The sequence below is a fragment of the Kitasatospora sp. NPDC092948 genome (genome assembly GCF_044754805.1).
Lineage (GTDB): Bacteria > Actinomycetota > Actinomycetes > Streptomycetales > Streptomycetaceae > Kitasatospora.
The window spans coordinates 188,212-212,025 of sequence record NZ_JBIVPU010000009.1 but is presented as its reverse complement, the minus strand read 5'-3'; the positions used below and the strand labels follow the sequence as shown (position 1 = coordinate 212,025).

Genomic DNA, 23,814 nt, shown 5'->3' with positions numbered 1-23,814 from the left:
TGGCGGCCGGTCAGACCAGGCCGAGGCTGATGCCGAACTCGGGTGTGCCGCCCAGCAGGTACGCTCCGGCGGACTGCAGGATGCGGTCCTGGGCGACCAGGTGCTGGGCCATCACGGTGGTGTCGCGCAGCCAGCGGTCCATCGGCGAGCTGCGGTTGATCGACCAGGTCTGCAGCAGGTCGTAGGTGCGGGCCACGATGGTCCGGGAGTTGCGGAAGGCGTACAGCCAGGACAGCGGGGAGGCGGCGCGCTCGACGGGCGTCAGGTCGTCCAGCGTCCCGCCGGCCGCGAGCACCTCCCACTGGCGGCGCATCGACCCGTACACGCCCTCCCGGGTGGCGTTGAACTCGGCCTCCAGGCGGGCGAGTTCGGTCTGCACCCGCCAGCTGTCGGCCCAGCTGCGGCCGGCCATCCGGTCGTAGCGGGAGGTGGCGATCTCCCGGGCGTGGTCGAGCGCGGCGCGGGCCACGCCGAGCGGGACGCCGCACATGGCGCGGGTGAAGGAGTCCGGCTGGGCGAGCGGGCCGGGGCGTCCCTGCGGGGTGGCGAAGGTGTAGGTGTGCTCCTCGGGGACGAACACGTCGGTCATCGTGTAGTCGCAACTGCCGCTGCCGCACAGGCCGGTGGTGTCCCAGTTGTCGATCACCTCGACCTGTTCGCGGCGCACCAGGAACTGCCGGGAGTCGTGCCGGTGCTTGCTGCCGGGCGCGGCCCAGGGCTCGCCGTCCTGGAACAGGAACGCGCCGGAGGTCACCCAGTCGGCGTGCTTGATGCCGGAGCCGAACGACCAGCGGCCGCTGAGCCGGAAGCCGCCGGGGACGCGCTCGGCCCGGCCGGAGGGCTGGAGCAGGCCGGCCACCACCAGGTCCAGGCGCGGGAAGACCTCCTTGGCGACCCGCTGGTCCAGGAAGTTGGCGTAGATGCCGGTGTTGGCGCCGATCACGGCGCACCAGGCGGCGGAGGCGTCGCCGTGGGCCAGGGCCTCGACCACCTCGGTCTGTTCCATCGAGGTGAGTCCGGGGCCGCCCCACTCGGGGCCGAAGCACATGCCGAACACGCCGGTGGCGCGCAGCAGTTCGACCACCTCGGCGGGCAGCGTGCGGTTGGCCTCGATCTCCGGGGACTTCTCCCGCAGCGTCGGCGCCAACTCCCGGGCGCGGCGCAGGATGTCCGATGTCATCGGGTCACTTCTCCTTCCAGCAGGGGGTCAGCGGTCCAGCCCGAGGCTGATCCGGAACATCGGGGGCCGGCCGAGCAGGTAGGCCCCGACCGACTCCAGTACGGCGTCCTGGGCGGTGAGGTTCTGGCACATCACGGCGGTGTCGCGCAGCCAGCGGTCCATCGGCGAGGAGCGGTTGATCGACCAGGTCTGGAGCAGGTCGTAGAGCCGGGTGACGACGGCCCGGGAGGCCCGGAAGGCATGCAGCCAGGCCAGCGGGGACGCCGCGCGCTCGGTCGGGGTGAGGTCGTCCAGGGTGCCGCCGGCCGCGAGCACCTCCCACTGGCGGCGCACCGCCCCGTACACGCCCTCCCTTGCGGCGTTGAACTCCGCTTCGCAGCGGGCGAGTTCGGTCTGCACCCGCCAGCTCTCGGCCCAACTGCGGCCGGCCATCCGGTCGTACCGGTCGGTGGCGACCTCGCGGGCGTGGTCGAGGGCGGCCCGGGCGACGCCGAGCGGGACGCCGCACAGGGCGCGCATGAAGGAGTCGGGCTGGGCGAGCGGGCTCGGGGTGCCGCGGACCTCCCAGAAGGTGAAGGTGTGCTCGTCGGGGACGAACACGTCGGTCATCGTGTAGTCGCAACTGCCCGTCCCGCACAGGCCGGTGGTGTCCCAGTTGTCGACCGTCTCTACCTCGGAGCGGGGCACCAGGAACTGCCGGGAGTCGTGGGCGTGCGGGCTGCCGGGCTCGGCCCAGGGCTCGCCGTCCTGGAACAGGAACGCGCCGGAGGTCACCCAGTCGCTGTGCCCGATGCCGGAGCCGAACGACCAGCGGCCGCTGAGCCGGAAGCCGCCGGGCACCCGCTCGGCCCGGCCGGCGGGGGCGAGCACCCCGGCGGTGATCAGGTCCAGGCTGGGGTACACGTCCTTGACCACCGACTGGTGGAGGAAGTTGGCGAGCAGTCCGCTGTTGGCGCCGATCACGCCGCACCAGGCGGCGGAGGCGTCGCCGTACGCCAGGGCCTCGACGACCGCCAGCTGTTCGGCCGAGGTGAGTTCGGGGCCGCCCCACTCGCGGGCGAAGCACATCCGGAACACGCCGGTGGCGCGCAGCAGTTCGACCACCTCGGCGGGCAGCGTGCGGTTGGCCTCGATCTCCGGGGACTTCTCCCGCAGCACGGGGGCGATCTCCTTGGCGCGGCGCAGCACCTCGGCGGCGTCCTGGGGCGGGGCGTCCCAGCGCGCGGCGCTCACCGGTCCACGTCCAGCAGTCCGGCGGGCATCGCGAACGGGGCCTGCGGGTCGGCGGGTTCGACGTCGGAGGTGACCGTCCGGACCAGCGCGGCGGCGGCGTCCAGGCGCTGTTCGCACCCGGTGACGCTGTCGGCCTCGCAGATGACGAAGGAGTGCCGGGCCAGGTAGCCGCCGGGGGGCAGCCGCAGCACGGTGCCGGGCGGGGCCATCGGGGCGGCGTGCAGCAGGCCGGGCGCGTCGCCGGCCTGCGGGAGGGTCAACTCGTCGAGCCGGCAGTCTTGTTCGGGGCAGCCGAAGCGGATCCCGGCGACCGCGGACCGGGTCGGGGCGAGCTCCGGGCGGCGGCCGACGGCGACGTCGAACAGCACCTCGCCGGGCTCCAGTCCGGTGGCGATCCGGCCGAGCAGCGGGATCAGGTCGCCGCCGAGCCGGCCGTTCACCTCGACGATCAGCGGGCCGCGCGGGGTGAGCCGCAGCTCGGTGTGGGTGATGCCGTCCTCGACGCCGAGCGCCCGGTGCGCGTCGGCGAGCACGGCCGTCAGCCGCGGGTCGGCGAGCAGCGGGTCGGCGGCGTCGACGATGTGGCCGACCTCTTCGAAGTACGGCTCGTCGCTGCTGTACTTGCGGGCCATGAACAGCGGCAGGTACTCGCCCTTGTGCACGGCGCCGTCGACGCTGATCTCCGGTCCGCCCGCGTACTCCTCGACGATCACGCTGGCCCGGTACGGCCCGGGGTCGACCCGGCTGGCGGACAGTGCGGTCGCGAACGCCTCGTCCAACTCGCTGTCGTCGGCGGCGAACACCACGCCGATGCTGGCGCCCATGGCGCGCGGCTTGAGGACGACCGGGTAGCCGATCCGTCCGGCGGCGGCGCGGGCCTCGGCGAGGTCGGTGGTGAGCGCGTAGCCGGGCTGGCGCAGGCCGGCGGCGGTGAGCACGGCGCGGGTGCGCTCCTTGTCGCGCACGCCGCGCACGCCGCGCTCGGACAGGCCGGGGACGCCGAGTTCGGCGGCCAGCAGGCCGGCGTCCAGCACCAGCGGCTCGTCCCAGCAGAGCAGGCCGACGATGTGCTTGCGGGCGGCGATCTCCCGGACGGTGGCGTTCATGGTGGCGGTGTCGAAGACGTCGGCGACCACGATCTCGTCGAAGTACTCGCGCTGCCAGGTCGGCCGCAGGTTGTTGACCAGGAGCAGTTCCAGCCCGGCGGCGCGGGCGCGGCGGCTCATCGGGCCGACCAGGTACTCGCGGTACTCCTTCAGTCCGCTGCCGATCACCAGCAGCGTGCCGGCGGCGGGCGCCGGCTCATTTTCCTGACTGTCCGTCATGTGCGGTCCTCCGTCCTTGTGTGGGGGTCGATCTCGAACCGGACCAGGGCGGCGGCCGCGTCGGCGAGCCGGCGGGCCTCGGCGGGGGTGTCGGCGAGGGTGGTGACGATGCCGACCCGGTCCCAGGAGCTGCGCAGTCCGGCGGCCCGGTGGCCGGGGGCGATGCCGACCACCGCGAGGTGCACGCCTTCGGCGGCGGCGGCCGCGTCCAGGCCGTGCACGGCGGTGACGGTGCCGGGCCGCTCGGGGGCCAGGAAGCGGGCGGCGGTGGCCCGTTCGGCCCGGTCGGGCAGCGGGCCGAGGGGCTCGCCGCTCATCAGGGCGAAGTAGGCGCGGGTGAGGTCGACGGGGTAGGCGGCCTCGATCAGGTCGGGGATCGAGTCGCCGGGCAGCCGCCCGGCGCACTCCACCAGCACCGGCACGCCGTCCGCCACGATCCACTCGCAGTGCAGCACGCCGTCGCCGAAGCCGACCGCGGCGGCCAGCCGCTCGGTCTCGGCGACCAGCGATTTCCGCTGCCGGTCGTCGAGTTCGGCGGGGACGGTGTGCCCGGCCTCGATCGGGTACGGGCCGGGGTAGAGCACCTTGCCGGTGGTGTTGGCGAACACCGGGCGGCCTTCGGACACCAGCATCTCGACGCTGAACTCCGGTCCGTCGACGTACTGTTCGGCGAGCATCACGGACGCGATCGGCCGGTCCGGGACGAAGGCGCCCTCGTCCTGCGCCTGCCCGAACGCCCAGGCCTCCTCGGCCTCGTCGGGCGTGCGGACCACCCGGGTGCCGACCGAGGCCTGCCGGCCCGCGGGCTTGAGCACCGCCGGTCCGGGGTACCGGGCCATGAAGTCGGCCAGCCCGGCGGCGTCGGCGACCGGCTCGGAGGCCGGGTTGGCGATCCCGGCGGCGGCCGCGACGGTCCGCAACTGGTGCTTGTCGCGCAGCAGTTGGGCGGCTCCGAGGCTCGCGCCCGGCAGTCCGTAGCGCTCCGCGAGGCGGGCCGCGAACGGCACCGCGTACTCCACGGCGGGGATCACCGCGACCGGGTCGAGGCCGGGGTGGGCGGCGAAGAAGGCGTCCGCCCGGCCCGGCCGGTGGTACTCCCATTCGATCAACTCGCGGGCGTAGCCGATGCGTTGGACGGCCTCGGCGAGGTTGCGCTTGCGGGCGACGTCCGGTTCCTCGACGTAGATCACCGAGTCGGCGGCCTGGAAGGCGGTGATGGCGGGCACCGCGAACGCGACGTAGCCGACGATCAGCACCGGGCGCGGGCCGGCTGCCTTGCTGTTCATACGGTCTCTCCCACGGGGTCCGGGTCGGTGGTCCGTTCGGCGGCCCGGTGCTCGGCCCGGTGCTTGATGCCGATCACCGCGAGCACCCCGGCCAGGCCGTTGACCACGGCCATCAGCACCCAGAACCCGGCGTGCAGGTGCGTCCAGGCCCACACGCCGAACAGCGGTCCGACCGCCGAGGCGAGGCCGGCGGCGGCCTGCATGGTGGCCAGGTAGCGGGCCTTCGAGGCGTCCGGGAAGGTCGCCGGGTGGGCGAACATGCTGGGCCCGGCGATCATCAGGCCGCTGACCGCGAGCACCGCGCCGAACAGCACGAACGCCCCGGAGTGCACGGCCAGGCCGTACGCGGCGAGGCCGATCGAGTTGACCAGGTGGCCGACGCCGACCGCCAGGTAGGTCGGGATCCGGGTGATGTAGGCGGTGATCTTCAACTCGCAGGTGATCAGCACCAGCGAGGAGGCGGTGAGCACCGCGCTGTACAGCCAGGTCGGGTAGTCGTCGTGGACGATCTCCAGCGGCAGCGAGATGGAGGACTGCACGTAGGCGACCGTCCCCAGCACCACCGCGGCCAGGTACGCCAGGTACGCCCGGTCCCGCAGCATCGCCGCGTACGCCGCCCGGCCGGTGGAGCGCCGCTCGGCGGCCTCCTGCGGGGCGGTCTCCGGCACCGCGTGCCGGGGCAGCAGCCGGTGGGCGAGCGCCGCGTAGAGCAGGGTGGTGGCGCCGTCCACCCAGAACAGCACGTCCCAGTCGAGCAGGATCACCCCGGCGGCGATCAGCGGGGCGAGCGCCGCTCCGGTGTTCAGGGCGATGCGCATCATGGAGAACGCCATCACGTGGTAGCGCTCCGGCATCAGGTCGCTGAGCAGCACCGAGGCGGCGGGCCGGTACGCCTGGGCGGACAGGCCGGCCAGCGCGATCGCCACCAGCAGCGCCGGGACCAGTCCGGGCCGGGCCAGCAGCGGCAGCACGGCGACCAGCGGCGCGGAGACGGCCATCGCCGCGACGATCGTGGTGCGGGCCCCCAGCCGCTGGGTGATCTCCCCGCCGAGGACCGTCCCGAAGACCGTGCCCAGGCTGTACGCGCCGAGCGCGAAGCCCGCGGTGCCGTCGGACATTCCCCGGTGCGTCAGGTAGAGCACCAGGAAGGTCTGGACGAACGCGCCGAGCTGGTTGACCAGGACGCCGCCGAGCAGGTACCGAACGGTGGTCGGGGTGGCCCTGAGCGTGTCGAGGACGCCGATCGGTGGCTTGTCGTCGGTCATGCCGCCTCCTTCACTGCCGTGGCGATGCGTTCCGCGACCAGCGGAGCGGTGGAGAACCCGCTGCCGCCGCAGGCGGTGCGGGTCCACAGGCCCGGGGAGACCCGGGTGAGCTGCGGGCCGCCGGTGGCGGCGTCCGCGGTGTAGTGGCAGACCCGGACGCCGGCCACCCGGTAGCGCTCCAGGTCGGGCAGGATGCCCTCCGCGGCGAGCCGGTCCAGGTAGGGCCGCTGGTCCTCGCCTGCGCTGTCGGTGTCCGCGACGGGGCGGCACACCGAGTCGGAGCTGAGTTTGAGCAGGGTTCCGGCGCCGGGCGGCAGCACCCAGCCGCGGCCCTCGCGGCCGAGGCCGCCCGCGGCGGGCGCGTCGTCCCAGCGGTCGCCGCCGGCGGGCCGGCCGAGGTAGACCATGGTCTGCCGGTGCAGCACGACCCGGGTGGCCGTCAGCTTCCGGGTCCACGGCCCGCCGGCCAGCAGCGCCAGGTCGCCGCGGACCACTTCGCCGCTGTCCAGCACGATCCGTCCGGAGCCGGTGAACACCGAGCGGACGGTGGTGTGCGGGCGCAGCGCCACGCCCGGCCGGGCGGCCAGCCAGCGGGCGGCGGCGTGCAGCACCCGGTCGGCGAGCAGCACGCCGCCGGTGCGTTCGCGCAGTGCCGCGGTGCCGGGCGGCAGTCCGAGCGGCGGGAGTTCGTGCTCGGCCGGCCGGTCGACGGGGACGCCGGCCCGGTCCGCCTCGGCGAGCAGTTCGGCGAGCCGGCCTTCGGGGTGCGCGGTGAGCGTCCCGACCCGGCGGTACAGCGGGGTGCCGAACAGCGCCTCCAGCTCCTCCCAGTGGCGGTGCGCGGCGAGCCGGCGGGCGGTGCCGTCGGGGTCGCCGGGCAGCAGGGTGCGGATGGCGCGGTGCTGGTCGTGCGAGGTGGCGTCCGGGTTGGGCAGCGGGCCGCGCTCCAGCACGGTGACCCGGTGCCCGGCCCGGGCGCACGCGACGGCGGCGAGCAGGCCGGTGACGCCCGCGCCGACCACCACCACGTGCGCGGCGGCGCTGTCGGTGCTCACCGTCCGCCGCCGTGCGGCCGGGGCCGGACGCGGGTCGCCAGCCTGGGCAGCGGGCGGGGCAGGACGGTGGTGGCGGTCGGCTCGGCGGGGACGGCGCTGTCCGGCAGTCCTTCGGCGGCGAGGTCGACCAGCAGCGGGGCGGCGCAGCGCAGGAACAGGTCGAGTTCGTGCCAGAAGTCGCCGGCGTCCTGGTCGGTGACCTCCCAGCGGTCGAGCCGGCCGAGCTGTTCGGTGAGGGTGAAGGCGGCGGCGCTGAGGCTGAAGCGGCGCGGGCGCAGCGCGGCGGCGAAGCGTTCGGCGATCAGCGCGGCGGCGTGCCGGGAGCGGGTGCTGACGGGCAGCGGGCCGCGGCCGAGGTACGCCTCCGCCTTGGCGGCGACCCGGTTCCACGGTTCGACCAGGCGCTGTCCGCAGACCCGGTCCATGGCGGCGCGGGTGAAGTTGGTGCGCTGGAAGTCGGGTCCGGTGGCGGCCAGGTAGTAGCGGGCCAGGTCGCGCGGCACTTCGGCGGTGAGCTGTCGTCCGGTGACCACGTGGCCGCGGCTGGTGGAGAACTTGTCGCTGTCGAGTTCGTAGAACTCGTTGGTGACGAAGTGCGCGGGCAGGGCGAGTCCGCCGAGGGCCAGCAGCATGGCGGTGCCGGCCAGCGCGAACGCGAAGCTGGCGTCGGAGCCGAAGAAGTACACCACTTCGGGTCCGGCCTCGGCGGCCCAGTGCCGTTCCTCGTCGCCGGGGACTTCGCCGCGGGCCTCGGCGGCCAGCGCGATGGCGTGCAGGCTCCAGGCGACGGTCTCGGTGTCGGAGTACAGGACCTGGCCGGGGGTCTCCGGGAACGGGGCGGGGATGCCCCAGTCGATCGGCAGGGTGATCGGGTAGTCGGGCAGCCGGCGGGCCATCAACTCCTCGACGAGTTGGGCGAGTCGGGGCCGCATGGTGGGGGCGAGCCGGGCGAAGTAGGAGGCCAGGGCGGCCCGGTGCTCCTCCAGCGGCAGCACCAGGACGTCCTTCTCCCGCAGTTCGACCGGGAGTTCGGGGTGTCGGGTGGAGCGCGGGTCGAGCAGTTCGCCGGAGGCGATCCAGTGGCCGCAGTTCTCGCACAGCCCGGCGCAGCCCTCGGCCAGGCAGACCGGGCAGCCGCCGCGCACGTACGCGTCGGTGAGGTACTCGCCGGTCTCCGGCAGGTACGGGAACCTCACCTTGCGGAGCCTCAAGTGCCCTTCGCCGTGCAGGCGTTCGAAGAAGGTGCGGACGGTCTTCAGGTACCGCTCGTCGAACCGGACGAAGCCGTCGGGGACGATGCCGGCGGCGGCGAGGGTGGCCTCGACCTGTTCGGCGGCGCGCAGCCGCAGTTCCTCGGGCTGTTCGCCGAGGCGGCGGGCGGTGGTGACGATGTAGTTCTGGGTGAAGTGCACGCCGGTGCCGAACAGGGCGTCGCGGCCGGTGGCGCGGGCGTAGCGGGCGCACACGTCGGCGGAGAGGAACGGCCCGGCGAGGTGGCCCAGGTGCAGGTCCCCGTTGGCGGTGGGGCCGGGGGCGATCACCAGCAGCGCGGCCATCAGCGCGCCGCCGCGGCGGTGTCGAGGCCGTGGCGGGCCAGCAGGTCGCCGGTGATGTCGCGGGCCCGGTGGGCGAGCACGCTGATCAGCGAGTCGGCGATGCCGTGGGTGGCCTCGTTGACGCCCTGGAGGTACAGCGCGGCCTCGGTGCCGGTGCCCAGGTCGACCCGGTAGTCGCGGCTGACGGACACCTCGGGCAGCCCGGCCTTCTCGGTCAACTCCCGGACCAGGGCGGGCATCCGGCCGTCGTAGCCGGTGCCGAGCAGCACCAGGTCGCAGCGGTGCTCGGCGACCTTCCCGGTGCGCCGGTCGCGCAGGTCGAGCACCACCTCGCCGTCCTCCTCGCGGGCGGCGACCACCTCGGTCATCGACCGCACCTCGGCGCGGCCGGTGCCGATCATCTTCTCCCGGTACAGCATCATGTACAGCTCGTCCAGGAACGGCGGGGCGAGGCCCGCGTAGTTGGTCAGCCGCATCTCGTCGAGCACCTGGGCGCGCATCTCGGCCGGGGCGTCGTAGAACTCGTCCACGAACGACGGGTAGAACAGCTCGTTGACGAACTTGCTGGTCTGGTAGTTCTGCAGGCCGATCGAGCGGACCAGCATGGTGACGGTGGAGTTCGGCAGGTTCTCGTACAGCGCCATGAACATCTCGGCGGCGGACTGCGCCCCGCCGATCACCACGGCGCGCAGCGGCGCGTCCTTGTCGACGACGTTGATCCGGCTGCGGAACCGGGCGCTGTGGATGACCCGTTCGGCGGGCAGGTCGGCGAAGACCGGCGGAATGTGCATGTCGCGGCCGGCGCCGACCACCAGGTCGCGGCAGCGGATGGTGTCGCCGTCGGCGAGGGTGACCTGCCAGCCGATCAGCTTTCCGTCCGCGTCGTGGCGCGGCTCGGTGGCGACGGCCCTGGCGTCGTAGCGGATCCGCACCTTCTCCAGCGAACGGGCCACCCACTGGAGGTAGTCGGAGAACTCCCAGCGGTGCGGGTGGAAGGTGCCCAGGTTGATGAACTGGTCCAGCCGGTCGTGCTGGTGCAGGAAGTTGAGGAACGAGAACCGGCTGCGCGGGTCGCGCAGCGTCACCAGGTCCTTGAGGAAGGAAACCTGGCTGCGGGCCCATGGCATCAGCAGGTCGCGCTGCCACTTGATGTCCGGGGCCTGCTCCAACAGCAGGGTGCCTTCGGCCAGTTCGGCCGAACCGCTCTCCTCGATCGCGGCCGCGAGGGCCAGATTCGCCGGGCCGGCGCCGATCGCCAGTACGCCCACTTCCAGGTCAGCCATGCTCTCCCCTACGTGAACTCGGTGCTCTCCAGGGCCGGTTGTCGCGCCGAGAAACCTAGGGAGCCCGCGTTCCCGCCAGGTAGGGCCGCTTTCCCGCCCGGAGGGGAATTTCCGGACGGGTGCACGAAGGGCCCCGGGGAGTCGTCCCCGGGGCCCGCCGCGGTCGGCCTACTCGGGCCACTCCGAGCCGAGGATCACCTCGACGAAGTCGCCGCGCCGGAAGCCGGGCAGGAAGTGCTCCAGCACGTCGGCCTTCACGTTGCCGAAGGTGGTCTGCGGCCGGTCGGCGAGGCCTTCGGTGAACGCCGCCAGGATCCGGTTCTTGAAGTCCGGCCGGGGGTGCGCGGCGACCACCTCGGCGCGCTGCGCGTCGTCGATCGCGCGGTAGCCGATGCCCAGCACGTCCAGCTCGACGCCCCTGGTCAGCAGCGCCACCTCGGGGGCCATCCGCAGCGGGATCTCCGGCGTGGTGTGCAGTGCCACCGCCGTCCACACCCGGTCGGCCGGGTCCCCGGTGACGCCGTGCCGGTGCAGGAACTCGCGGGCCAGGTCGGCGCCGTCCAGTTCGAACCGCTGGTCGGTGCGGCGGTGGCGCGGGGTGAGCCCCAGGTCGTGGAACATCGCCGCGACGTACAGCAGCTCCGGGTCGTACCGCAGGCCCTCCTCCCGGCCGCGCAGCGCCCCGAACAGGTACACCCGCCGCGAGTGGTCGAACAGCAGCGGGGACGCCGCCTCGCGCACCAGCTCGGTGGCCTCCCGGGCCAGCGCGCTGTCCGGGACCCGTACGCCCGCGATCTCCTCGATGGCCATGTCCGCCACCGCCTTCCGTCCGTCGTGGCTGTTCCTCTTCCACCCTCGCGCGGCGGCGTACGCTGGGGCCATGTCCATTCGGACCTCCGACCCACAGATTCGGACATCGGCCCGGCGGGTGGCCTTCCTGGTCTTCGACGGCGTGACGATGCTCGACGTCACCGGCCCGGGCGAGGTGTTCCACCAGGCGGGGCGGCTCGGACACCGCTACGAGCTGCTGCCGGTCTCCCCCGGCGGCGGCGCCGTCACCACGTCCGCCGGGCTGGTGCTGGCCGCGACCGCGCCGGCCGCCGCGGCCGGGCCGCTGGACACCCTGCTGGTGGCCGGCGGCGATCTGCTCGCCGAAGCCCCCGTCCCCGCCGAAATCCTGTCCACCGCCGAGGAGTTGGCGTCCCGCGCGGAGCGGGTCGCGGCGGTCTGCACCGGCGCGTTCGTGCTGGCCGCGCTCGGCATGCTCGACGGCCGCCGCGCCACCACGCACTGGCGGCACGCCGCCACTCTCGCCCGACGGCACCCACGGGTCCGGGTCGAACCCGACGCACTGCACCTGCGGGACGGGCGCTACCTCACCTCGGCAGGCATCACCGCCGGCATCGACCTGGCGCTCGCCCTGGTCGAACACGACCACGGCCCCGAGCCGGCCCGGGCGATCGCCCGCGAACTCGTCGTCTTCATGCAGCGCCCCGGCGGCCAGTCCCAGTTCTCCGCCGCACTCACCGGCCCGCCCGCCCGGCACCCCGCGCTGCGCGCCCTCACCGATGCCGTCGCCGCCGACCCGGCCGGCCCGCACACCCTCCCCGCGATGGCCGCCGCCACCGCGCTCAGCTCCCGCCACCTCACCCGCCTCTTCCGCACCGAACTCGGCACCACGCCCGCCCGCTGGGTCGAACGAGCCCGTCTCGACCACGCCCGGCACCTGCTCCTCACCGGGCACACCGTCACCTCCGCCGCCCGCCGCAGCGGCCTCGGCAGCGACGAGACCCTCCGCCGCGCGTTCGCCCGCCACCTCGGCACCACCCCCACCGAGTACCGGCAGCGCTTCGCCACCACCGCGCCCTGACCGTTTTCCCGGGCGACGGCCGGGCATGGCTGAGGGAACAGCGGTGCGGTGTTGGGACGAGAGGGGACGGGTGTGGGGACGGACTGGGCGCGGGGTGCGGTGCTGTACCAGGTCTATCCGCAGAGCTTCGCGGACGGGAACGGCGACGGGATCGGGGACTTCGCGGGGCTGACCGAGCGGCTGGAGTACCTTCAGTGGCTGGGGGTGGACGCGGTGTGGCTGAACCCGTGCTTCGCCTCGCCGTTCGGGGACGCCGGGTACGACGTCGCGGACTTCCTGACCACCGCGCCGCGCTACGGCGCGCCGGAGGACCTGGCGAAGTTCACGGACGCGGCCAGGAGGGTCGGCATCCGGGTGCTGCTGGACCTGGTGGCCGGTCACACCTCGGACCGGCACCCGTGGTTCGTCCGCTCGGCCGGCGACCCGGACGACCACCGGTACATCTGGGCGGACCGGCCCGCGCCCGGGTACGTGGCCTCGCCCGGCAGCCGCCCGGGCTGGTACCGGCCGAACTTCTTCGACTTCCAGCCGGCCCTCAACTTCGGCTGGGCGCAGCAGGATCCGGCGGAGCCGTGGCGGCAGCCGGTGGACGCGGACGGCCCGCAGGCCAACCGGGCGGCGCTGCGGGAGATCATGACGCACTGGTTCGGCCTGGGCGTCTCCGGCTTCCGGGTGGACATGGCGTCCTCGCTGGTGAAGGACGACCCGGGGTTCGTGGAGACCGGCCGGCTGTGGCGGGAGACCCGGGCCTGGATGGACGCCCGCCACCCCGACCGGGTGATCCTCGCCGAGTGGGGCGACCCGGCGCGGTCGGTGCCGATGGGCTTCCACGGAGACTTCTTCCTCCAGTTCGGCGGCCCCGCCGACGGCGCCCCGCTGCGCTCGCTGTGGGACAACGGCACGGGCACGGTGCACGAGCACTGGCCGCAGCAGCCCTGCTACTTCGACGCCGACGGCCTGGGTTCGATGCAGCAGTTCGTCGCCGAGTGGCAGCGCGCCGAGCAGGCCATGGACGGCCGGGGCTTCGCCTCGCTGCCGACCGCGAACCACGACTGGTCCCGGCTGGCCTGCGGCCCGCGCACCCGCGAGCAGCTGGCGGCGGCCTTCACCTTCCAGCTGACCTGGCCGACCACGCCGGCCATCTACTACGGCGACGAGATCGGCATGCGGTACGTGCCGGGCCTGCCGGACACCGAGGGCAGCACGCTCGGCCCGCGCTACAACCGGGCGGGCTGCCGCACCCCGATGCAGTGGGACGCGACACCGGACGCCGGCTTCTCCTCCGCGCCCGCCGACCGCTTCTACCTCCCGCTCGACCCGTCCCCGGACCGCCCGGACGTCGCCTCCCAGCGCGCCGACCAGGCCTCCCTGCTGCACCAGGTGCGGCAGTTGATCGCGCTGCGCCGCGCCCACCCGGCGCTCGGGCCGGACGCGCCGGTCGAAGTCCTGCACACCGGCTACCCGTTGGCGTACCTGCGCGGCGGCCGCTGCCTGGTGGTGGTCAACCCGCGCCGGACGCCCGCCCATCTGCCGGTGGAGCGCGACCTGCCGGGGCGGCTGCTGTTCGGCCGGGGCGTGACGCTGACGCACTCGGCGCTGCACGCGGACGGCTTCTCGTACGCGGTGTTCGGGGTCTGATCGACCGGCCGCGCGGTGCTCCCGACTACCCGTCGCCGCACAGCAGTTCGGCCGCGGCCGTGCGCAGGTAGAGCACGCTGCGGCCGGTGCGGTGGCGGGCGGTGAGGCCGGCGGCGCACAGGGCGTGCAGGTGGTGCGAGACGGTGGGGGCGGACAGGCCGGTGCGGGCGGCGAGTTCGGTGGTGGTGGCGGGGGCGTCGAGTTCGGCGAGCAGCCGGGCGCGGGCCCGGCCGAGCACCCGGGCCAGGCCCTCGGACGTGCCGGTGGCGGAGGTCTCCCACAGGGTGGCGACGCCGCGCGGCGGGTAGACCAGACCCGGCTGCCAGGGCGGGTCGAGCTGGGAGAACACGCCGGGCCAGGCGAACACGGTGGGCACCAGGACGAGTCCGCGTGCGCCGTCCAACCGCCGGTCGGCGTCGACGTGGCGGTGCCCGATCCGCAGCAGGTCGCCCTCCCAGCTCACCTTCGGATGCAGGTCGGCGAACAGCCCGGCCGGCCCGCCCGCCGCCAACTGCCGTGCCCTGCGCAGGATTTCACCCTCGACCAGCCGGTCGATCCGGGCCCGGTGCGGGGCGATCGCCGCCTGCCAGTACGCCCGCAGCTCGCCCGCCAGCCGCGCCGTGCCCGCCGCCGGGTCGCGGGCCAACTCGGCGACCAGCGGCGGCAGTTCTCCGTCGATCCGGCTCAGGTCGCGGCGGACGGCGGCCGGCTCCAGCGCGGTCAGCTCGGCCAGCTGCTCGTCCAGGGTGGGGCTGCTGCCCGCCGGCACGGGGGTGAGGAAGTCCGGCACGTGCACCGCGGGCAGCGGAACCAGCTGGGACAGCAGCTCCCACGACACCCCGGCCAGCGCCGTCCGGGCCTGCCGGACCCAGGGCAGGTGGACGGCGTGCCGGCCCGGGTTCTTGAACACCTCGACGCTGGTGACGAGTTCGCACAGCGGCGACTGGGCGAACCGGGTGTGCGCCAGGTCCTGCGCGGAGAACTTCCAGGTCAGCAATGGCGCTCCAGGCTCCGGTGGCGGCGAGGATTCGACCAGGACGGAATTCCTGGGCGCGGGTGATCATCGCAGGCAGCCTGGACGCATGACCACCGCACCTGCCGTCCCGCTCCGGGACCGCCTCGGGCTGCCCGCCTCCGCGGGCCGCCACCGCCGGCTGATCGGCGCCCACCTGATCGACAGTCTGGGCACCGGCCTGGTACTGGCCTTCACCCTGGTGTACTTCGCCCGCACCACCTCGCTGCCGCTGACCGCGATCGGCGCGGCCGTCTCCGCCGCCCGGCTGCTCGCCCTGCCGACCGCACTGGGCGTCGGCCCGCTGATCGACCGCTACGGCGCCCGCCCGGTGGCGGCCGCCGCCAACGTCCTGTCCGCCCTGGCGTACGCCGGATTCCTGCTCGCCGACCGCATCTGGGCGATCGTGCTGGTCTGCCTGCTCGCCCAGGTCGGCCAGGCCGGGTACTGGACGGCCAGCACCGGCCTGGTGGTGCTGGCCTCGCCGCCCGAGGAGCGCACCCGCTGGTTCGCCCTGGTGCAGACGCTGCGCAACACCGGCATGGGCCTGGGCGGCGCCGTGGGCGCGCTGCTGGTGGGCGACGGCGGAGCGGGCGGACTGCGACTGCTGGTCACGCTGAACGCGCTCTCCTACCTGGCGGCGGGCGTGCTGCTGACGGCGTGGAAGCCGGGCGCCCCGGCGCCGGCCGCCGCCCCGCGGCCCTCCGGCGAGGGCGGCTACCGGGCGGTGCTGACGGACCGCCGCTACCTGCTGATGGTGACGTCCAACCTCTCCTTCGTGCTGTCCTCGATGGCGCTCAGCGTGCTGATCGCCCTGCACGTCACGGAGGCGCTGCACCTGGGCGCCGCGGTGGCCGGCGCACTCCTCGTGCTCAACGGCGTGCAGGTGGTGGTCACCCAGAACCCGGTGTCGCGGCTGCTGGAGGGCGTCCGGCCGACCCGGGCGGTGGCCGCCGGATCGGTGCTCAACGCGCTCGCCTTCGCCGTCTTCGCCGTGCTGCCGGGCGCGTCCGGCTGGCTGGTCGGCACCGGGCTGGTGGCCGCCATGCTGGTCTACAACCTCGCCGAGACGGTCGCCACGCCCGGGCGCGAGGAGTTGAGTGTGGCCCTCGCCCACCCGGCGCGCCGCGGCCGCTACCTGGCGGTCAACCAACTCTCCTGGAGCATCGGGCAGGCGCTCGCCCCGGGCCTGCTGACCTTGCTGTTCGTCCACGGTTCGGCCTGGCCCTGGCTGTTCCTGCTGGCCGCCTCGCTGGCCGCCGTCCCCGCGCTGCTCCGCCTGGAACGCCCCACTGCGGCGGTTCCCGACATTCCGTCGGAAAACGGGACGCCCGTCAGGGTCTAGCATGCCGTCAGGGTGAAGCACAGTAGCGGGAGTTGACGATGGTCGAACTGGTGGTGGGATCGCGGGCCAGCCAGCTGGCGCGGGCCCAGGTCCGGGAGTTCCTCGCGCCGGTCCGGGAACGCTACCCCGACCTGGTGATCCGCCACCGGGTGATCCTGGAGGACGGCGACCTGGACCGGAAGGCCGCCCTGCGGGAGGTCTCCGAGCGCGGCGGCGGCTCGGCGTTCTCCACCAACCAGGTCGCGGCGCTGCTGAACCGCGAGGTGGACGTGATCGTCCACTCGCTCAAGGACCTGCCCACCGAGAACCCGGACGGCCTGATCCTGCTCCCGCCGCCGCCCCGCGAGGACGTCCGCGACGCACTGTGCGGCGCCCCGCTGGCCGCCCTCCCGACGGGCGCCCGGGTCGGCACCTCGGCCGCCCGCCGGATCGCCCAACTCCTGCACCGGCGGCCCGACCTGCGCCCCGAGCGGATCCGCGGCAACGTCCCGACCAGGCTCGCCCGGCTGAAGACCCTGGACGCCGTGGTGGTCGCCGCCGCCGGGCTGCGCCGCCTCGACCGGGCGGGCGAGATCGCCGAACTCCTCCCCGTCGAGCTCTTCCCGCCCAGCCCCGGGCAGGGCGCGCTCGGCATCCAGGTCCGCGAGGACCACGCGCTGGCCCGCGAACTCCTCGACCACACCGGCGACCTGACCACCGACGCCGAGGTGCGCGCCGAACGCGCGATGCTCGCCGAACTGCACGGCGGCTGCTCCGTCCCGGTCGGCGCGTTCGCCACCACCGCCGACGGCGTCCTCACCCTGCACGGCCAAGTCACCTCGGTCGACGGCACCCACCAGATCGAGGCCCGCCTCTCCGGCCCCGCCGCCGCCCCCGAGAAGCTCGGCGTCTCCGTGGCCGGCCTGCTGCTCGACCAACACGCCGACCGCATCCTGGCCCAGGCCCGCGCCCACGTCTGACGGCGCACCCCACGGATTGCCTCAGCCGCGCGGCGCCTCGGTGATCTAACGGGTGGTCCGGGCGGCGACCCGCGGGTCCACGGCGGCGTAGTGGGTGTAGGCGTTCAGTCCGGTGGCCAGCGCCCAGCCGCGTCCGCGCAGCCAGGTGGCCTCGTCCACACCGAGGGCTTCCCGGAAGACGCTTCGACTCCCGGCGGACGTCAAAGTGAACGCGATGGTCAGGTCGCGCGCCGAGCCCGCCGAAGTCGATGACGGCACGGAGCCGCCCGTCGACCGTCAGCAGATTGCTGGTGTGGAAGTCCCCGTGGCACCACACCGGCAACCCGCCCCCACGCCGGTGCACCCAGTGCCGCGTCCCACAGCGCCGTCATCGCCGCACCGTCGAACACTCCGCCGAGCGCCGCGATCGCGGCCCGCGTCGCCGCGTCCCGCGCGGCCAGCTCATCACCCCGCACAGCCCCGGCGCCCCCGCGCCCACACCCCTGAAGCGCCCTGAGGAACTCCGCCAGTCGGACGGCCGCCCCCGCCGACGCCCCCAGCCCCTCGACCGTGGCGACCTCCCCCTCCCCCCAGCGACTCACCCCCCCCACGCCCACGGATACCCGCACCCCGGCTCCCCCGCCGCCACCGGCACGGGCACCGCCAACGGCAACCTCGGCGCGAGCCGCGGCAGCCACTCCAGCTCCTTGGCAGCCTGCCCCACCGCATCCACATGCCGGGGCAGCCGCACCGCCAACCCCCCACCAAGCCTGAAGATCACATGATCCGACCCTCCCCTCTCCACCCCCACCACCGACAACCCCGCCCACTCCGGAAACTGCGCCCCCACCAACCGCCCCACCAGCCCACCATCAACCCGCACCACACCCAACCCCCACCCCGACACATTCCCCGACCCATCACAGCCCGCCACACCCACCCTGCCGACCGGGTTTCCCCCGCCTACCTCCACCACCCGTGCGCCAATGCGCCGTTGACGGTCGGTCAACCGGTCGGGACGGTGGGTCCGCAAGGATTCGCAACCGGTTTGGCACAAGGAACGGTCATGGCACTACGGTTCAAGGGAATCGACCCGGACTCGCCCAACGGCGGTTCTCCGACCGTGTGGCTGGAGGACGAGAAGGCGGAGATCGTCATCCAGGGCTGGCTGCCCGACATGGAGATGTACCGCATGATCAACGAGACCGAGTGGGCCCCGGGCCACGCCGTCGGCGTGCCCGACCACGAAGCCGTCGTCAGGATCCCGGCCCGGATGATCCCGTTCTTGAGGAAGGTGTGCGATGAAGCCGAGCGTGCCGGACTTTGGCGCCCTGCTGAGGAGTGCTGAGCGTTCCGCCTACCACCTGGAGATGCGTGACTCCTACCTGGCCGACCCGGTGTTCGCCGACTGGCGCGCCGGCCTGCCGGTCGGGCGACCCGAGGCGTACGACCTGCCGGACGAGTACACCGCCTGGGCCGCCGTGGTGCGGGAGGCCGTCGGGCGCGGGGTGGTGGTTCGCCGGGCGAGGATCGTCTCGGAGCCGGTCAGTGACTACATTCGGTGGGAGCACACGATCACCGAGCGACACAACGTCGCGCTCGGCGAGCAGGTTCGCTGGCTGCCCCGCTCGAAGGCGTCGGACCTTGCGTTGCCGGGCAACGACCTGTGGTTGATCGACGACCGTTCGGTCCTGTTCCACTGGTTCAGCGGCGACGGCGAGTGGGCCGGCCACGAGATCACCGAGGACCCATCCCTTGTGACAGCAGTGACCACGGCCTTCGACGCCGTATGGGAACGAGCCCTCCCGCACGCGCACTTCACCCTCTGACCAACCCGTTGGACAGCTCGCACCATGTCGTCGTCCCCCTCGTCCAGCGTCGTCGAGGCGCGCAAGGCCCTCGCCGGCCGCCTGACCGGCCTGCGCAAGGACGCCGGGCTGACCGGCGACGAGCTCTCCGCCCGCTGCGGGTGGCATCCGGCGAAGACCTCCCGGATCCAGAGTGGGAAGTCCGCCCCCTCCGAGGCCGACGTGCGGGCCTGGTGCGCCGCCTGCGGTGCCGACGACCAGGCCCCCGAGCTCATCGCCGCCGCCCGCACCGTCGACTCGATGTACACCGAGTGGCGACGCATGGAGCGCACCGGGCTGCGGGCCGCGCAGGAGTCCGTCGCCGCCCTCTACCGGCGCACCGGGCTGTTCCGTGTCTACGCCAGCCGGGTCCTGCCCGGCATGGTGCAGACCCCCGAGTACACCACTGCCGTGCTCCGCTCGATCCAGCGCGCCCGGGTCGAGGTCGACGACGTCGACCACGCCGTAGAAGCCCGCTTGGAACGCCAACGGATGCTGTTCTCCGGCCGGCACCGCTTCGGCCTGCTCATCGAGGAGTGGGTGTTGCATGCCGCAGTGTGCGGGCCGGAGACGATGGCAGCCCAGCTCGGCCACCTGCTGGATGTCTCCGCGAGCCCGTTCGTCAGCGTCGGTGTCATCCCCACCGGCCCGGGCCGACCGCATCTGCCGGTCGAGGACTTCTACCTGTTCGACGAGGCCGAGGTAGCTGTCGAGTTGACGTCCGGCTACTTGCGGATCACCCAGCCGCGCGAGATCGCCGACTACGTCCGTACCTTCGCGGATCTGGCGTCCATGGCCGTGCACGGAACTGCCTCCCGTCAACTGATCGCTGCCGCCATCGCCTCGTTCGGGTGACGTCGCGCAAGAAAGCGCAAGCTCTTTGAAGGTTCGGGCTGCGCCCGCCTACCGTCGAACCGTTGCCGCAGGGAACCCCATCCACCGCGACGGCCAGGAGGCCGGCATGGACATCGACCGCACAGACCCCGGCGGAGGCGACCGCCTTCCCGGCACGCCGTGGACGCCGCCGCCCACCCCGCCCTCGCCCGACGGCGGGCCGCCGCCCGGGGACGGGGGACGGGGGACGGCGCAAGTGACGCCGGTACGCGATCGGGTGGTTCCCGTTGCCGGTGGCTGGGCACCGACGTTCGACGCCGTGCCGCGCTCCCTGTTCCTGCCCGACCTGATCTGGGCGCACGACATGGCCACCGGCACCAGCCGCCCCGTCAACCGCGCCTCCGACGAAACCGGTTGGCTGGCCACCGCGGCCGCCGACGTCCCGATCGTCACCCAGTGGGACGACGGCGAGCACCGGGGCGCCGAGCCCGGCACGGTGGCCAGCAGTTCCGCTTCGCAGCCGTCCCTGGTCGCCTCGATGCTCGAACAGCTCCAGGTCGAACCGGGAATGCGGGTGATCGAGCAGGGCACCGGCACCGGTTGGAACGCCGCCCTGCTCGCCCACCGGCTCGGCGACGCCAACGTCACCACCGTCGAGATCGACCCGCAGGTCGCCGCCCACGCCCGCACCCGCCTGCACGCCGCCGGCTACCGCCCGCGCACCGTCTGCGCGGACGGCGTCCACGGCCACCCGGGCGGTGCGCCGTACGACCGCGTCATCGCCACCTACGGCCTGCGCGACGTTCCCCGTGCCTGGATCGAACAGACCCGGCCCGGCGGCGTGATCCTCGCCCCGTTCGGCAGCCACTACTCGAACGCGGACGCCGTTCTCCGCCTCACCGCCCACCCCGACGGCACCGCCACGGGGCCGTTCCTCCAGCCCGTCGAGTTCATGAAGATGCGCTCCCAGCGCCTCACCTGGCCCGCCGCACCGCCCGCCGGCGACACCGTCACCGAGCGAACCACCACCCAACTACCGCCCCCGCACGGCAAGTTCGACCCATTCCCGTTCGCCGCCGGCCTGCACCTCCCCGACGTCACCCACGCGGTCCAACCGCACGACGACGGCGCCAGCACCCTGTGGCTGTACTCCCTCACCACCCCCGCCTGGGCCGCCGCCACCTTCCGCGACGGCGACAGCATCCACCACGTCCGCCAGTGCGGCACCCGCCGCCTGTGGAACGAGTTCGAACGGACGCTCTCCTGGTGGCACGAGGCGGGCGAGCCGGGCATCGAACGGTTCGGACTCACCGTCACCCCGACCGGCCGGTACGCCTGGCTCGACGGCCCCGACCGGCCGATCCGAGTCCGGTCGGCTCCGGGAAGGCCGCAGGTAAACCGCCAAATCCCTTGACGTGGACCGGAATTGTCAGTGCCGGGTGGTGGAATCGCCGCGTGCGGGGAGCATGTCCACCACCCTCTCTGGAGCGTCGATGACCAAGACCGTCCCGGTTCGCGGCCACTACCGCAACGACGGAAGCTACGTCAGGCCCCACCACCGGACGATCAAGAGCGCGAACAGCGCCACCTGCAACACCGGCTACACCACTTACCGCAGCGGGTCCGGCAACGGCGGGAAGGCCGCGGCCGGCGGAGGAGGGCTGCTGTTGGTCCTGCTGTTCCTGATCGGCATCACCTCCAGCCACGGCAACTCCGCCACCACCGGACCGTCCCCGGCCCCCAGCATCACCCGGCAGGTCGGCGTCAATCCCTGACTCTCTGCCAGGTGCGCTGTGCGAGACCCGGGCCGTCCGTACGGTCCGGGCCCCGCGGCACCAGGGCGTGGCCCCAGGTCGCGCGGCAGGGCGGCACGCTGCGCCGCCGAGACGGCCGCCGGGGCCAGCGCACCGAACAGCAGCGCCCCAGGGCCACCCAGATCGGCGACTGCGCCAGGAAGCCCGGCAGCCACCGCGCCGGGATCGGGGCCTTCGGTTCCGGTTTCGGTTCCCGTTCCACGTCCACTCCTCACCCGAGGTCGCGGTCTCGGTGAATGGTGCGATGGTGCGACCGGCCGGCACGCCGGAGTCATGCACGGCGCTCATGACGCTCCACCGGGCAATCACTCCTGTCGTCAGGAGCCGCTGCACAGGCCGCCGTTGAGCAGCAGCAGCGCCACCGCGACCGCCGTGGCGGCGATGACGGCCAGGAACGGGAGGCGGCCGCGCGGGGCGAGGAGGGCGGCGACGGCGGGCGGGGCGGTGACGGCGAGGACGGGCCAGCCGGGGGCGAGGAGCAGGGCCGCGGCGGTGGCGGCGAGGACGGCGACCAGGGCCGAGGCGCGGGCGCCGGCGCGTTGTGGCAGGCCGCGGATGTTCGCGGCGCGGTCGGCGGCCAAGTCCGGCAGCACGTTGGCGAAATGGGCGGAGACGCCGAGCAGGGAGCCCGCGCCGAGGACGGATGCGGCGGGCCAGGGACGGCCCGGCAGGGCGAGGGTGACGAAGGCGGGCAGCAGCGCGAACGCCAGCGCGTACGGCAGCCAGGACCACCGGGTGGCTTTCAGTCGCAGGTTGTACGCCCAGCCGGCGGCCACCGCCACCAGGTGCACGGTCGCGGCCGCGATCCCGCAGGCCGCCGACAGCAGCACGCAGCAGACGATCGCCCAGCGGGCAGCGGAAGAGACCTGACGCGAAGTCAGACGGCCGACGGCCAGCGGTTTGTCGGAGCGCCCGGCGGCCTCGTCCCGCTGCCGGTCGATCAGGTCGTTGCTCCAGCCGATCGACAGCTGCCCGACCGCGACCGCGCCTCCGGTGAGCAGCGTTCCGGCCAGTCCGCGTCCGGCCCCGGCCGCCATCGCCCCGGCCAGGGCGGTCACCGCTGCGGCCGGCACCGGGTGGCAGGCCCGCGCCAGTCCCCCGACCAGCCCCCGGGGCACCGCCGCCGTATCGCTCACACCGGCCACGCTAGCCGCCTGCGGACCGCCGGTGCAGGATCACCGCGCCGTGGCGGCGGGGACCGGGCGGGACGCGCCGGGGCGAGCGGATTGCCCGATTCGGGCGGGTTCGCTCCCTATCCTGGGTCGGTGACGCGGATCGCGGCAGTGTGCGGGGTCCTTCCGCCCCATCGGTACCGGCAGGGCGAGTTGGCCGCCGGGCTGGCGGCGCTGCGCGGCGGGGCGGGGGACGAACAGGCCCTGTCGGAGCGGTTCTTCGCGGGGGCGGGAGTGGCGTCCCGGCATCTGGCGTACCCGCTGGAGCGGCACGAGGAGATCGACGGCTTCGGCCGGGCGAACGACGCCTGGCTGGAGGCGGCGTGCGAACTCGCGCAGCAGTCAGCCGAGTTGGCGCTGGCCAGGGCCGAGCTGGCCGCCGAGCAGGTCGACGTGGTGGTCTCGACCACCGTCACCGGCATCGCGGTGCCCTCGCTGGAGGCGCGGATCGCCTCCCGGCTCGGCCTGCGCGAGGACGTGCGCCGGGTGCCGCTGTTCGGCCTCGGGTGTGCGGGCGGGGCGGGTGGACTGGCCGTGGTGCACGACATTCTGACGGACGGTCGGAGCGACCGGGTGGCGCTGCTGCTGGCCACCGAGCTGTGTTCGCTGACGCTGCAACGGGCGGACACCTCGCCGGCGAACCTGCTCGCCACCGCCCTGTTCGGGGACGGCGCCGGCGCGCTGCTCGCGGTCGGCGACGACCATCCGGCAGCAGCGGCAGCGGGCGGGCCGGTGGTGGTGGCGACCCGGAGTCGGCTGTATCCGGGGACGGAGCGATTGCTCGGCTGGCAGGTGGGCGACTCGGGGTTCGGCATTCTGCTCGGTCCCGAACTGCCGGAGCTGGTACGGCTGCACGTCGCCGAGGAGGTGGAGTCGTTCCTGGCCGCGCACGACCTGAAGCCGGGGGACGTGGGCAGCTGGGTGTGCCATCCGGGCGGGCCCCGGCTGTTGGACGTGCTGGCCGAGGAACTCGGGCTGCCGGAGGAGGCGTTGGCGCCGAGCCGGGAGTCGCTGGCGCGGTGCGGCAACCTGTCCTCGGCGTCGGTGCTGCACATTCTGCGCGACGTGATCGACCAGGGTCCGCCGGCGCCGGGCTCGTTCGGGCTGATGCTCGCCCTCGGGCCGGGGTTCTCATCCGAACTCGTCCTGCTCCGCTGGTAG

At 73.8% G+C, this 23,814-nt stretch carries 21 protein-coding genes and 1 pseudogene; 10 read left to right on the top strand and 12 right to left on the bottom strand.

Annotated features, from left to right (window positions below; translation table 11 throughout):
* Positions 1 to 10: 10 nt before the first annotated feature.
* From ACIQF6_RS25190 to ACIQF6_RS25150, 9 genes are all read right to left on the bottom strand, one after another.
* Positions 11 to 1,180, bottom strand: coding sequence for an acyl-CoA dehydrogenase family protein (locus ACIQF6_RS25190; protein ID WP_400898718.1), 1,170 nt, complete (start codon positions 1,178 to 1,180; stop codon positions 11 to 13).
* Between the two features lie 27 nt (positions 1,181 to 1,207).
* Positions 1,208 to 2,413, bottom strand: a complete 1,206-nt coding sequence (locus tag ACIQF6_RS25185; protein WP_400898716.1) for an acyl-CoA dehydrogenase family protein — start codon at positions 2,411 to 2,413, stop codon at positions 1,208 to 1,210.
* On the bottom strand, positions 2,410 to 3,738 hold the full coding sequence (locus ACIQF6_RS25180) for an ATP-grasp domain-containing protein (protein WP_400898714.1): 1,329 nt from the start codon (positions 3,736 to 3,738) through the stop codon (positions 2,410 to 2,412). Before ACIQF6_RS25180 ends, ACIQF6_RS25185 begins: the two co-directional genes overlap by 4 nt.
* Positions 3,735 to 5,024, bottom strand: coding sequence for an ATP-grasp domain-containing protein (locus ACIQF6_RS25175; RefSeq protein ID WP_400898712.1), 1,290 nt, complete (start codon positions 5,022 to 5,024; stop codon positions 3,735 to 3,737). Before ACIQF6_RS25175 ends, ACIQF6_RS25180 begins: the two co-directional genes overlap by 4 nt.
* Positions 5,021 to 6,289, bottom strand: a complete 1,269-nt coding sequence (locus ACIQF6_RS25170) for an MFS transporter (protein WP_400898710.1) — start codon at positions 6,287 to 6,289, stop codon at positions 5,021 to 5,023. Before ACIQF6_RS25170 ends, ACIQF6_RS25175 begins: the two co-directional genes overlap by 4 nt.
* Positions 6,286 to 7,344, bottom strand: a complete 1,059-nt coding sequence (locus ACIQF6_RS25165) for an NAD(P)/FAD-dependent oxidoreductase (protein ID WP_400898708.1) — start codon at positions 7,342 to 7,344, stop codon at positions 6,286 to 6,288. The genes ACIQF6_RS25170 and ACIQF6_RS25165 overlap by 4 nt, the downstream gene beginning before the upstream one ends.
* Positions 7,341 to 8,900, bottom strand: coding sequence for a class I tRNA ligase family protein (locus tag ACIQF6_RS25160; RefSeq protein WP_400898706.1), 1,560 nt, complete (start codon positions 8,898 to 8,900; stop codon positions 7,341 to 7,343). The genes ACIQF6_RS25165 and ACIQF6_RS25160 overlap by 4 nt, the downstream gene beginning before the upstream one ends.
* Entirely contained in the window at positions 8,900 to 10,183 is a 1,284-nt protein-coding gene (locus ACIQF6_RS25155) for a SidA/IucD/PvdA family monooxygenase (protein WP_400898704.1), read from the bottom strand. The genes ACIQF6_RS25160 and ACIQF6_RS25155 overlap by 1 nt, the downstream gene beginning before the upstream one ends.
* 168 nt (positions 10,184 to 10,351) lie before the next feature.
* Entirely contained in the window at positions 10,352 to 10,993 is a 642-nt protein-coding gene (locus tag ACIQF6_RS25150) for an HD domain-containing protein (RefSeq protein WP_400898868.1), read from the bottom strand.
* Positions 10,994 to 11,063: 70 nt separating this feature from the next.
* Between ACIQF6_RS25150 and ACIQF6_RS25145 the strand changes: the two genes are divergently transcribed.
* Together ACIQF6_RS25145 and ACIQF6_RS25140 are read left to right on the top strand one after the other, a co-directional pair.
* Positions 11,064 to 12,053, top strand: a complete 990-nt coding sequence (locus ACIQF6_RS25145) for a GlxA family transcriptional regulator (RefSeq protein ID WP_400898702.1) — start codon at positions 11,064 to 11,066, stop codon at positions 12,051 to 12,053.
* Positions 12,054 to 12,125: 72 nt separating this feature from the next.
* The gene (locus tag ACIQF6_RS25140; RefSeq protein ID WP_400898700.1) at positions 12,126 to 13,691 is read left to right on the top strand and encodes an alpha-amylase family glycosyl hydrolase; all 1,566 of its coding nucleotides are present in this window, start codon (positions 12,126 to 12,128) and stop codon (positions 13,689 to 13,691) included.
* Between the two features lie 25 nt (positions 13,692 to 13,716).
* On the opposite strand, the gene ACIQF6_RS25135 is transcribed toward ACIQF6_RS25140, so the two are convergent.
* Positions 13,717 to 14,688 carry a DUF5937 family protein gene (locus ACIQF6_RS25135; RefSeq protein WP_400898698.1) on the bottom strand — a complete coding sequence of 324 codons (972 nt, stop codon included), beginning with the start codon at positions 14,686 to 14,688 and terminating at the stop codon, positions 13,717 to 13,719.
* An 85-nt stretch (positions 14,689 to 14,773) separates the two neighbouring features.
* Here ACIQF6_RS25135 and ACIQF6_RS25130 point away from each other — a divergent pair, with 85 nt between their 5' ends.
* Together ACIQF6_RS25130 and hemC are read left to right on the top strand one after the other, a co-directional pair.
* Positions 14,774 to 16,048: an MFS transporter gene (locus ACIQF6_RS25130; protein ID WP_400898696.1), complete on the top strand. Its 1,275-nt coding sequence runs from the start codon at positions 14,774 to 14,776 to the stop codon at positions 16,046 to 16,048.
* Positions 16,049 to 16,086: 38 nt separating this feature from the next.
* Positions 16,087 to 17,007, top strand: coding sequence for a hydroxymethylbilane synthase (gene hemC / locus ACIQF6_RS25125; protein WP_400898866.1), 921 nt, complete (start codon positions 16,087 to 16,089; stop codon positions 17,005 to 17,007).
* Positions 17,008 to 17,052: 45 nt separating this feature from the next.
* Here the strand turns inward: hemC and ACIQF6_RS25120 are convergent.
* A pseudogene (locus tag ACIQF6_RS25120) lies at positions 17,053 to 17,869 on the bottom strand (aminoglycoside phosphotransferase family protein).
* 183 nt (positions 17,870 to 18,052) lie between these two features.
* On the opposite strand from ACIQF6_RS25120, the gene ACIQF6_RS25115 reads away from it, so the two are divergent.
* From ACIQF6_RS25115 to ACIQF6_RS25095, 5 genes are all read left to right on the top strand, one after another.
* On the top strand, positions 18,053 to 18,334 hold the full coding sequence (locus ACIQF6_RS25115; protein ID WP_400898694.1) for a hypothetical protein: 282 nt from the start codon (positions 18,053 to 18,055) through the stop codon (positions 18,332 to 18,334).
* Positions 18,288 to 18,815 carry a DUF6879 family protein gene (locus ACIQF6_RS25110; protein WP_400898692.1) on the top strand — a complete coding sequence of 176 codons (528 nt, stop codon included), beginning with the start codon at positions 18,288 to 18,290 and terminating at the stop codon, positions 18,813 to 18,815. The genes ACIQF6_RS25115 and ACIQF6_RS25110 overlap by 47 nt, the downstream gene beginning before the upstream one ends.
* 24 nt (positions 18,816 to 18,839) lie before the next feature.
* Positions 18,840 to 19,688 carry a helix-turn-helix domain-containing protein gene (locus tag ACIQF6_RS25105; protein ID WP_400898690.1) on the top strand — a complete coding sequence of 283 codons (849 nt, stop codon included), beginning with the start codon at positions 18,840 to 18,842 and terminating at the stop codon, positions 19,686 to 19,688.
* 298 nt (positions 19,689 to 19,986) lie between these two features.
* The gene (locus ACIQF6_RS25100; RefSeq protein WP_400898688.1) at positions 19,987 to 21,081 is read left to right on the top strand and encodes a methyltransferase domain-containing protein; all 1,095 of its coding nucleotides are present in this window, start codon (positions 19,987 to 19,989) and stop codon (positions 21,079 to 21,081) included.
* Between the two features lie 79 nt (positions 21,082 to 21,160).
* Entirely contained in the window at positions 21,161 to 21,442 is a 282-nt protein-coding gene (locus ACIQF6_RS25095; RefSeq protein WP_400898686.1) for a hypothetical protein, read from the top strand.
* Positions 21,443 to 21,798: 356 nt separating this feature from the next.
* Here the strand turns inward: ACIQF6_RS25095 and ACIQF6_RS25090 are convergent, their stop codons facing one another.
* Positions 21,799 to 22,617 carry a UbiA family prenyltransferase gene (locus ACIQF6_RS25090; RefSeq protein ID WP_400898684.1) on the bottom strand — a complete coding sequence of 273 codons (819 nt, stop codon included), beginning with the start codon at positions 22,615 to 22,617 and terminating at the stop codon, positions 21,799 to 21,801.
* Positions 22,618 to 22,746: 129 nt separating this feature from the next.
* Between ACIQF6_RS25090 and ACIQF6_RS25085 the strand changes: the two genes are divergently transcribed.
* The gene (locus ACIQF6_RS25085; protein ID WP_400898682.1) at positions 22,747 to 23,814 is read left to right on the top strand and encodes a type III polyketide synthase; all 1,068 of its coding nucleotides are present in this window, start codon (positions 22,747 to 22,749) and stop codon (positions 23,812 to 23,814) included.

Excerpts from the sequence above, each read along its gene's own strand:
- ACIQF6_RS25190 (WP_400898718.1), bottom strand. The coding sequence starts at position 1,180 with ATGACATCGGACATCCTGCGCCGCGCCCGGGAGTTGGCGCCGACGCTG.
- ACIQF6_RS25180 (WP_400898714.1), bottom strand. The coding sequence starts at position 3,738 with ATGACGGACAGTCAGGAAAATGAGCCGGCGCCCGCCGCCGGCACGCTG.
- ACIQF6_RS25175 (WP_400898712.1), bottom strand. The coding sequence starts at position 5,024 with ATGAACAGCAAGGCAGCCGGCCCGCGCCCGGTGCTGATCGTCGGCTAC.
- ACIQF6_RS25170 (WP_400898710.1), bottom strand. The coding sequence starts at position 6,289 with ATGACCGACGACAAGCCACCGATCGGCGTCCTCGACACGCTCAGGGCC.
- ACIQF6_RS25160 (WP_400898706.1), bottom strand. The coding sequence starts at position 8,900 with ATGGCCGCGCTGCTGGTGATCGCCCCCGGCCCCACCGCCAACGGGGAC.
- ACIQF6_RS25155 (WP_400898704.1), bottom strand. The coding sequence starts at position 10,183 with ATGGCTGACCTGGAAGTGGGCGTACTGGCGATCGGCGCCGGCCCGGCG.
- ACIQF6_RS25150 (WP_400898868.1), bottom strand. The coding sequence starts at position 10,993 with ATGGCCATCGAGGAGATCGCGGGCGTACGGGTCCCGGACAGCGCGCTG.
- ACIQF6_RS25145 (WP_400898702.1), top strand. The coding sequence starts at position 11,064 with ATGTCCATTCGGACCTCCGACCCACAGATTCGGACATCGGCCCGGCGG.
- ACIQF6_RS25130 (WP_400898696.1), top strand. The coding sequence starts at position 14,774 with ATGACCACCGCACCTGCCGTCCCGCTCCGGGACCGCCTCGGGCTGCCC.
- hemC (WP_400898866.1), top strand. The coding sequence starts at position 16,087 with ATGGTCGAACTGGTGGTGGGATCGCGGGCCAGCCAGCTGGCGCGGGCC.
- ACIQF6_RS25115 (WP_400898694.1), top strand. The coding sequence starts at position 18,053 with ATGGCACTACGGTTCAAGGGAATCGACCCGGACTCGCCCAACGGCGGT.
- ACIQF6_RS25110 (WP_400898692.1), top strand. The coding sequence starts at position 18,288 with ATGAAGCCGAGCGTGCCGGACTTTGGCGCCCTGCTGAGGAGTGCTGAG.
- ACIQF6_RS25105 (WP_400898690.1), top strand. The coding sequence starts at position 18,840 with ATGTCGTCGTCCCCCTCGTCCAGCGTCGTCGAGGCGCGCAAGGCCCTC.
- ACIQF6_RS25095 (WP_400898686.1), top strand. The coding sequence starts at position 21,161 with ATGACCAAGACCGTCCCGGTTCGCGGCCACTACCGCAACGACGGAAGC.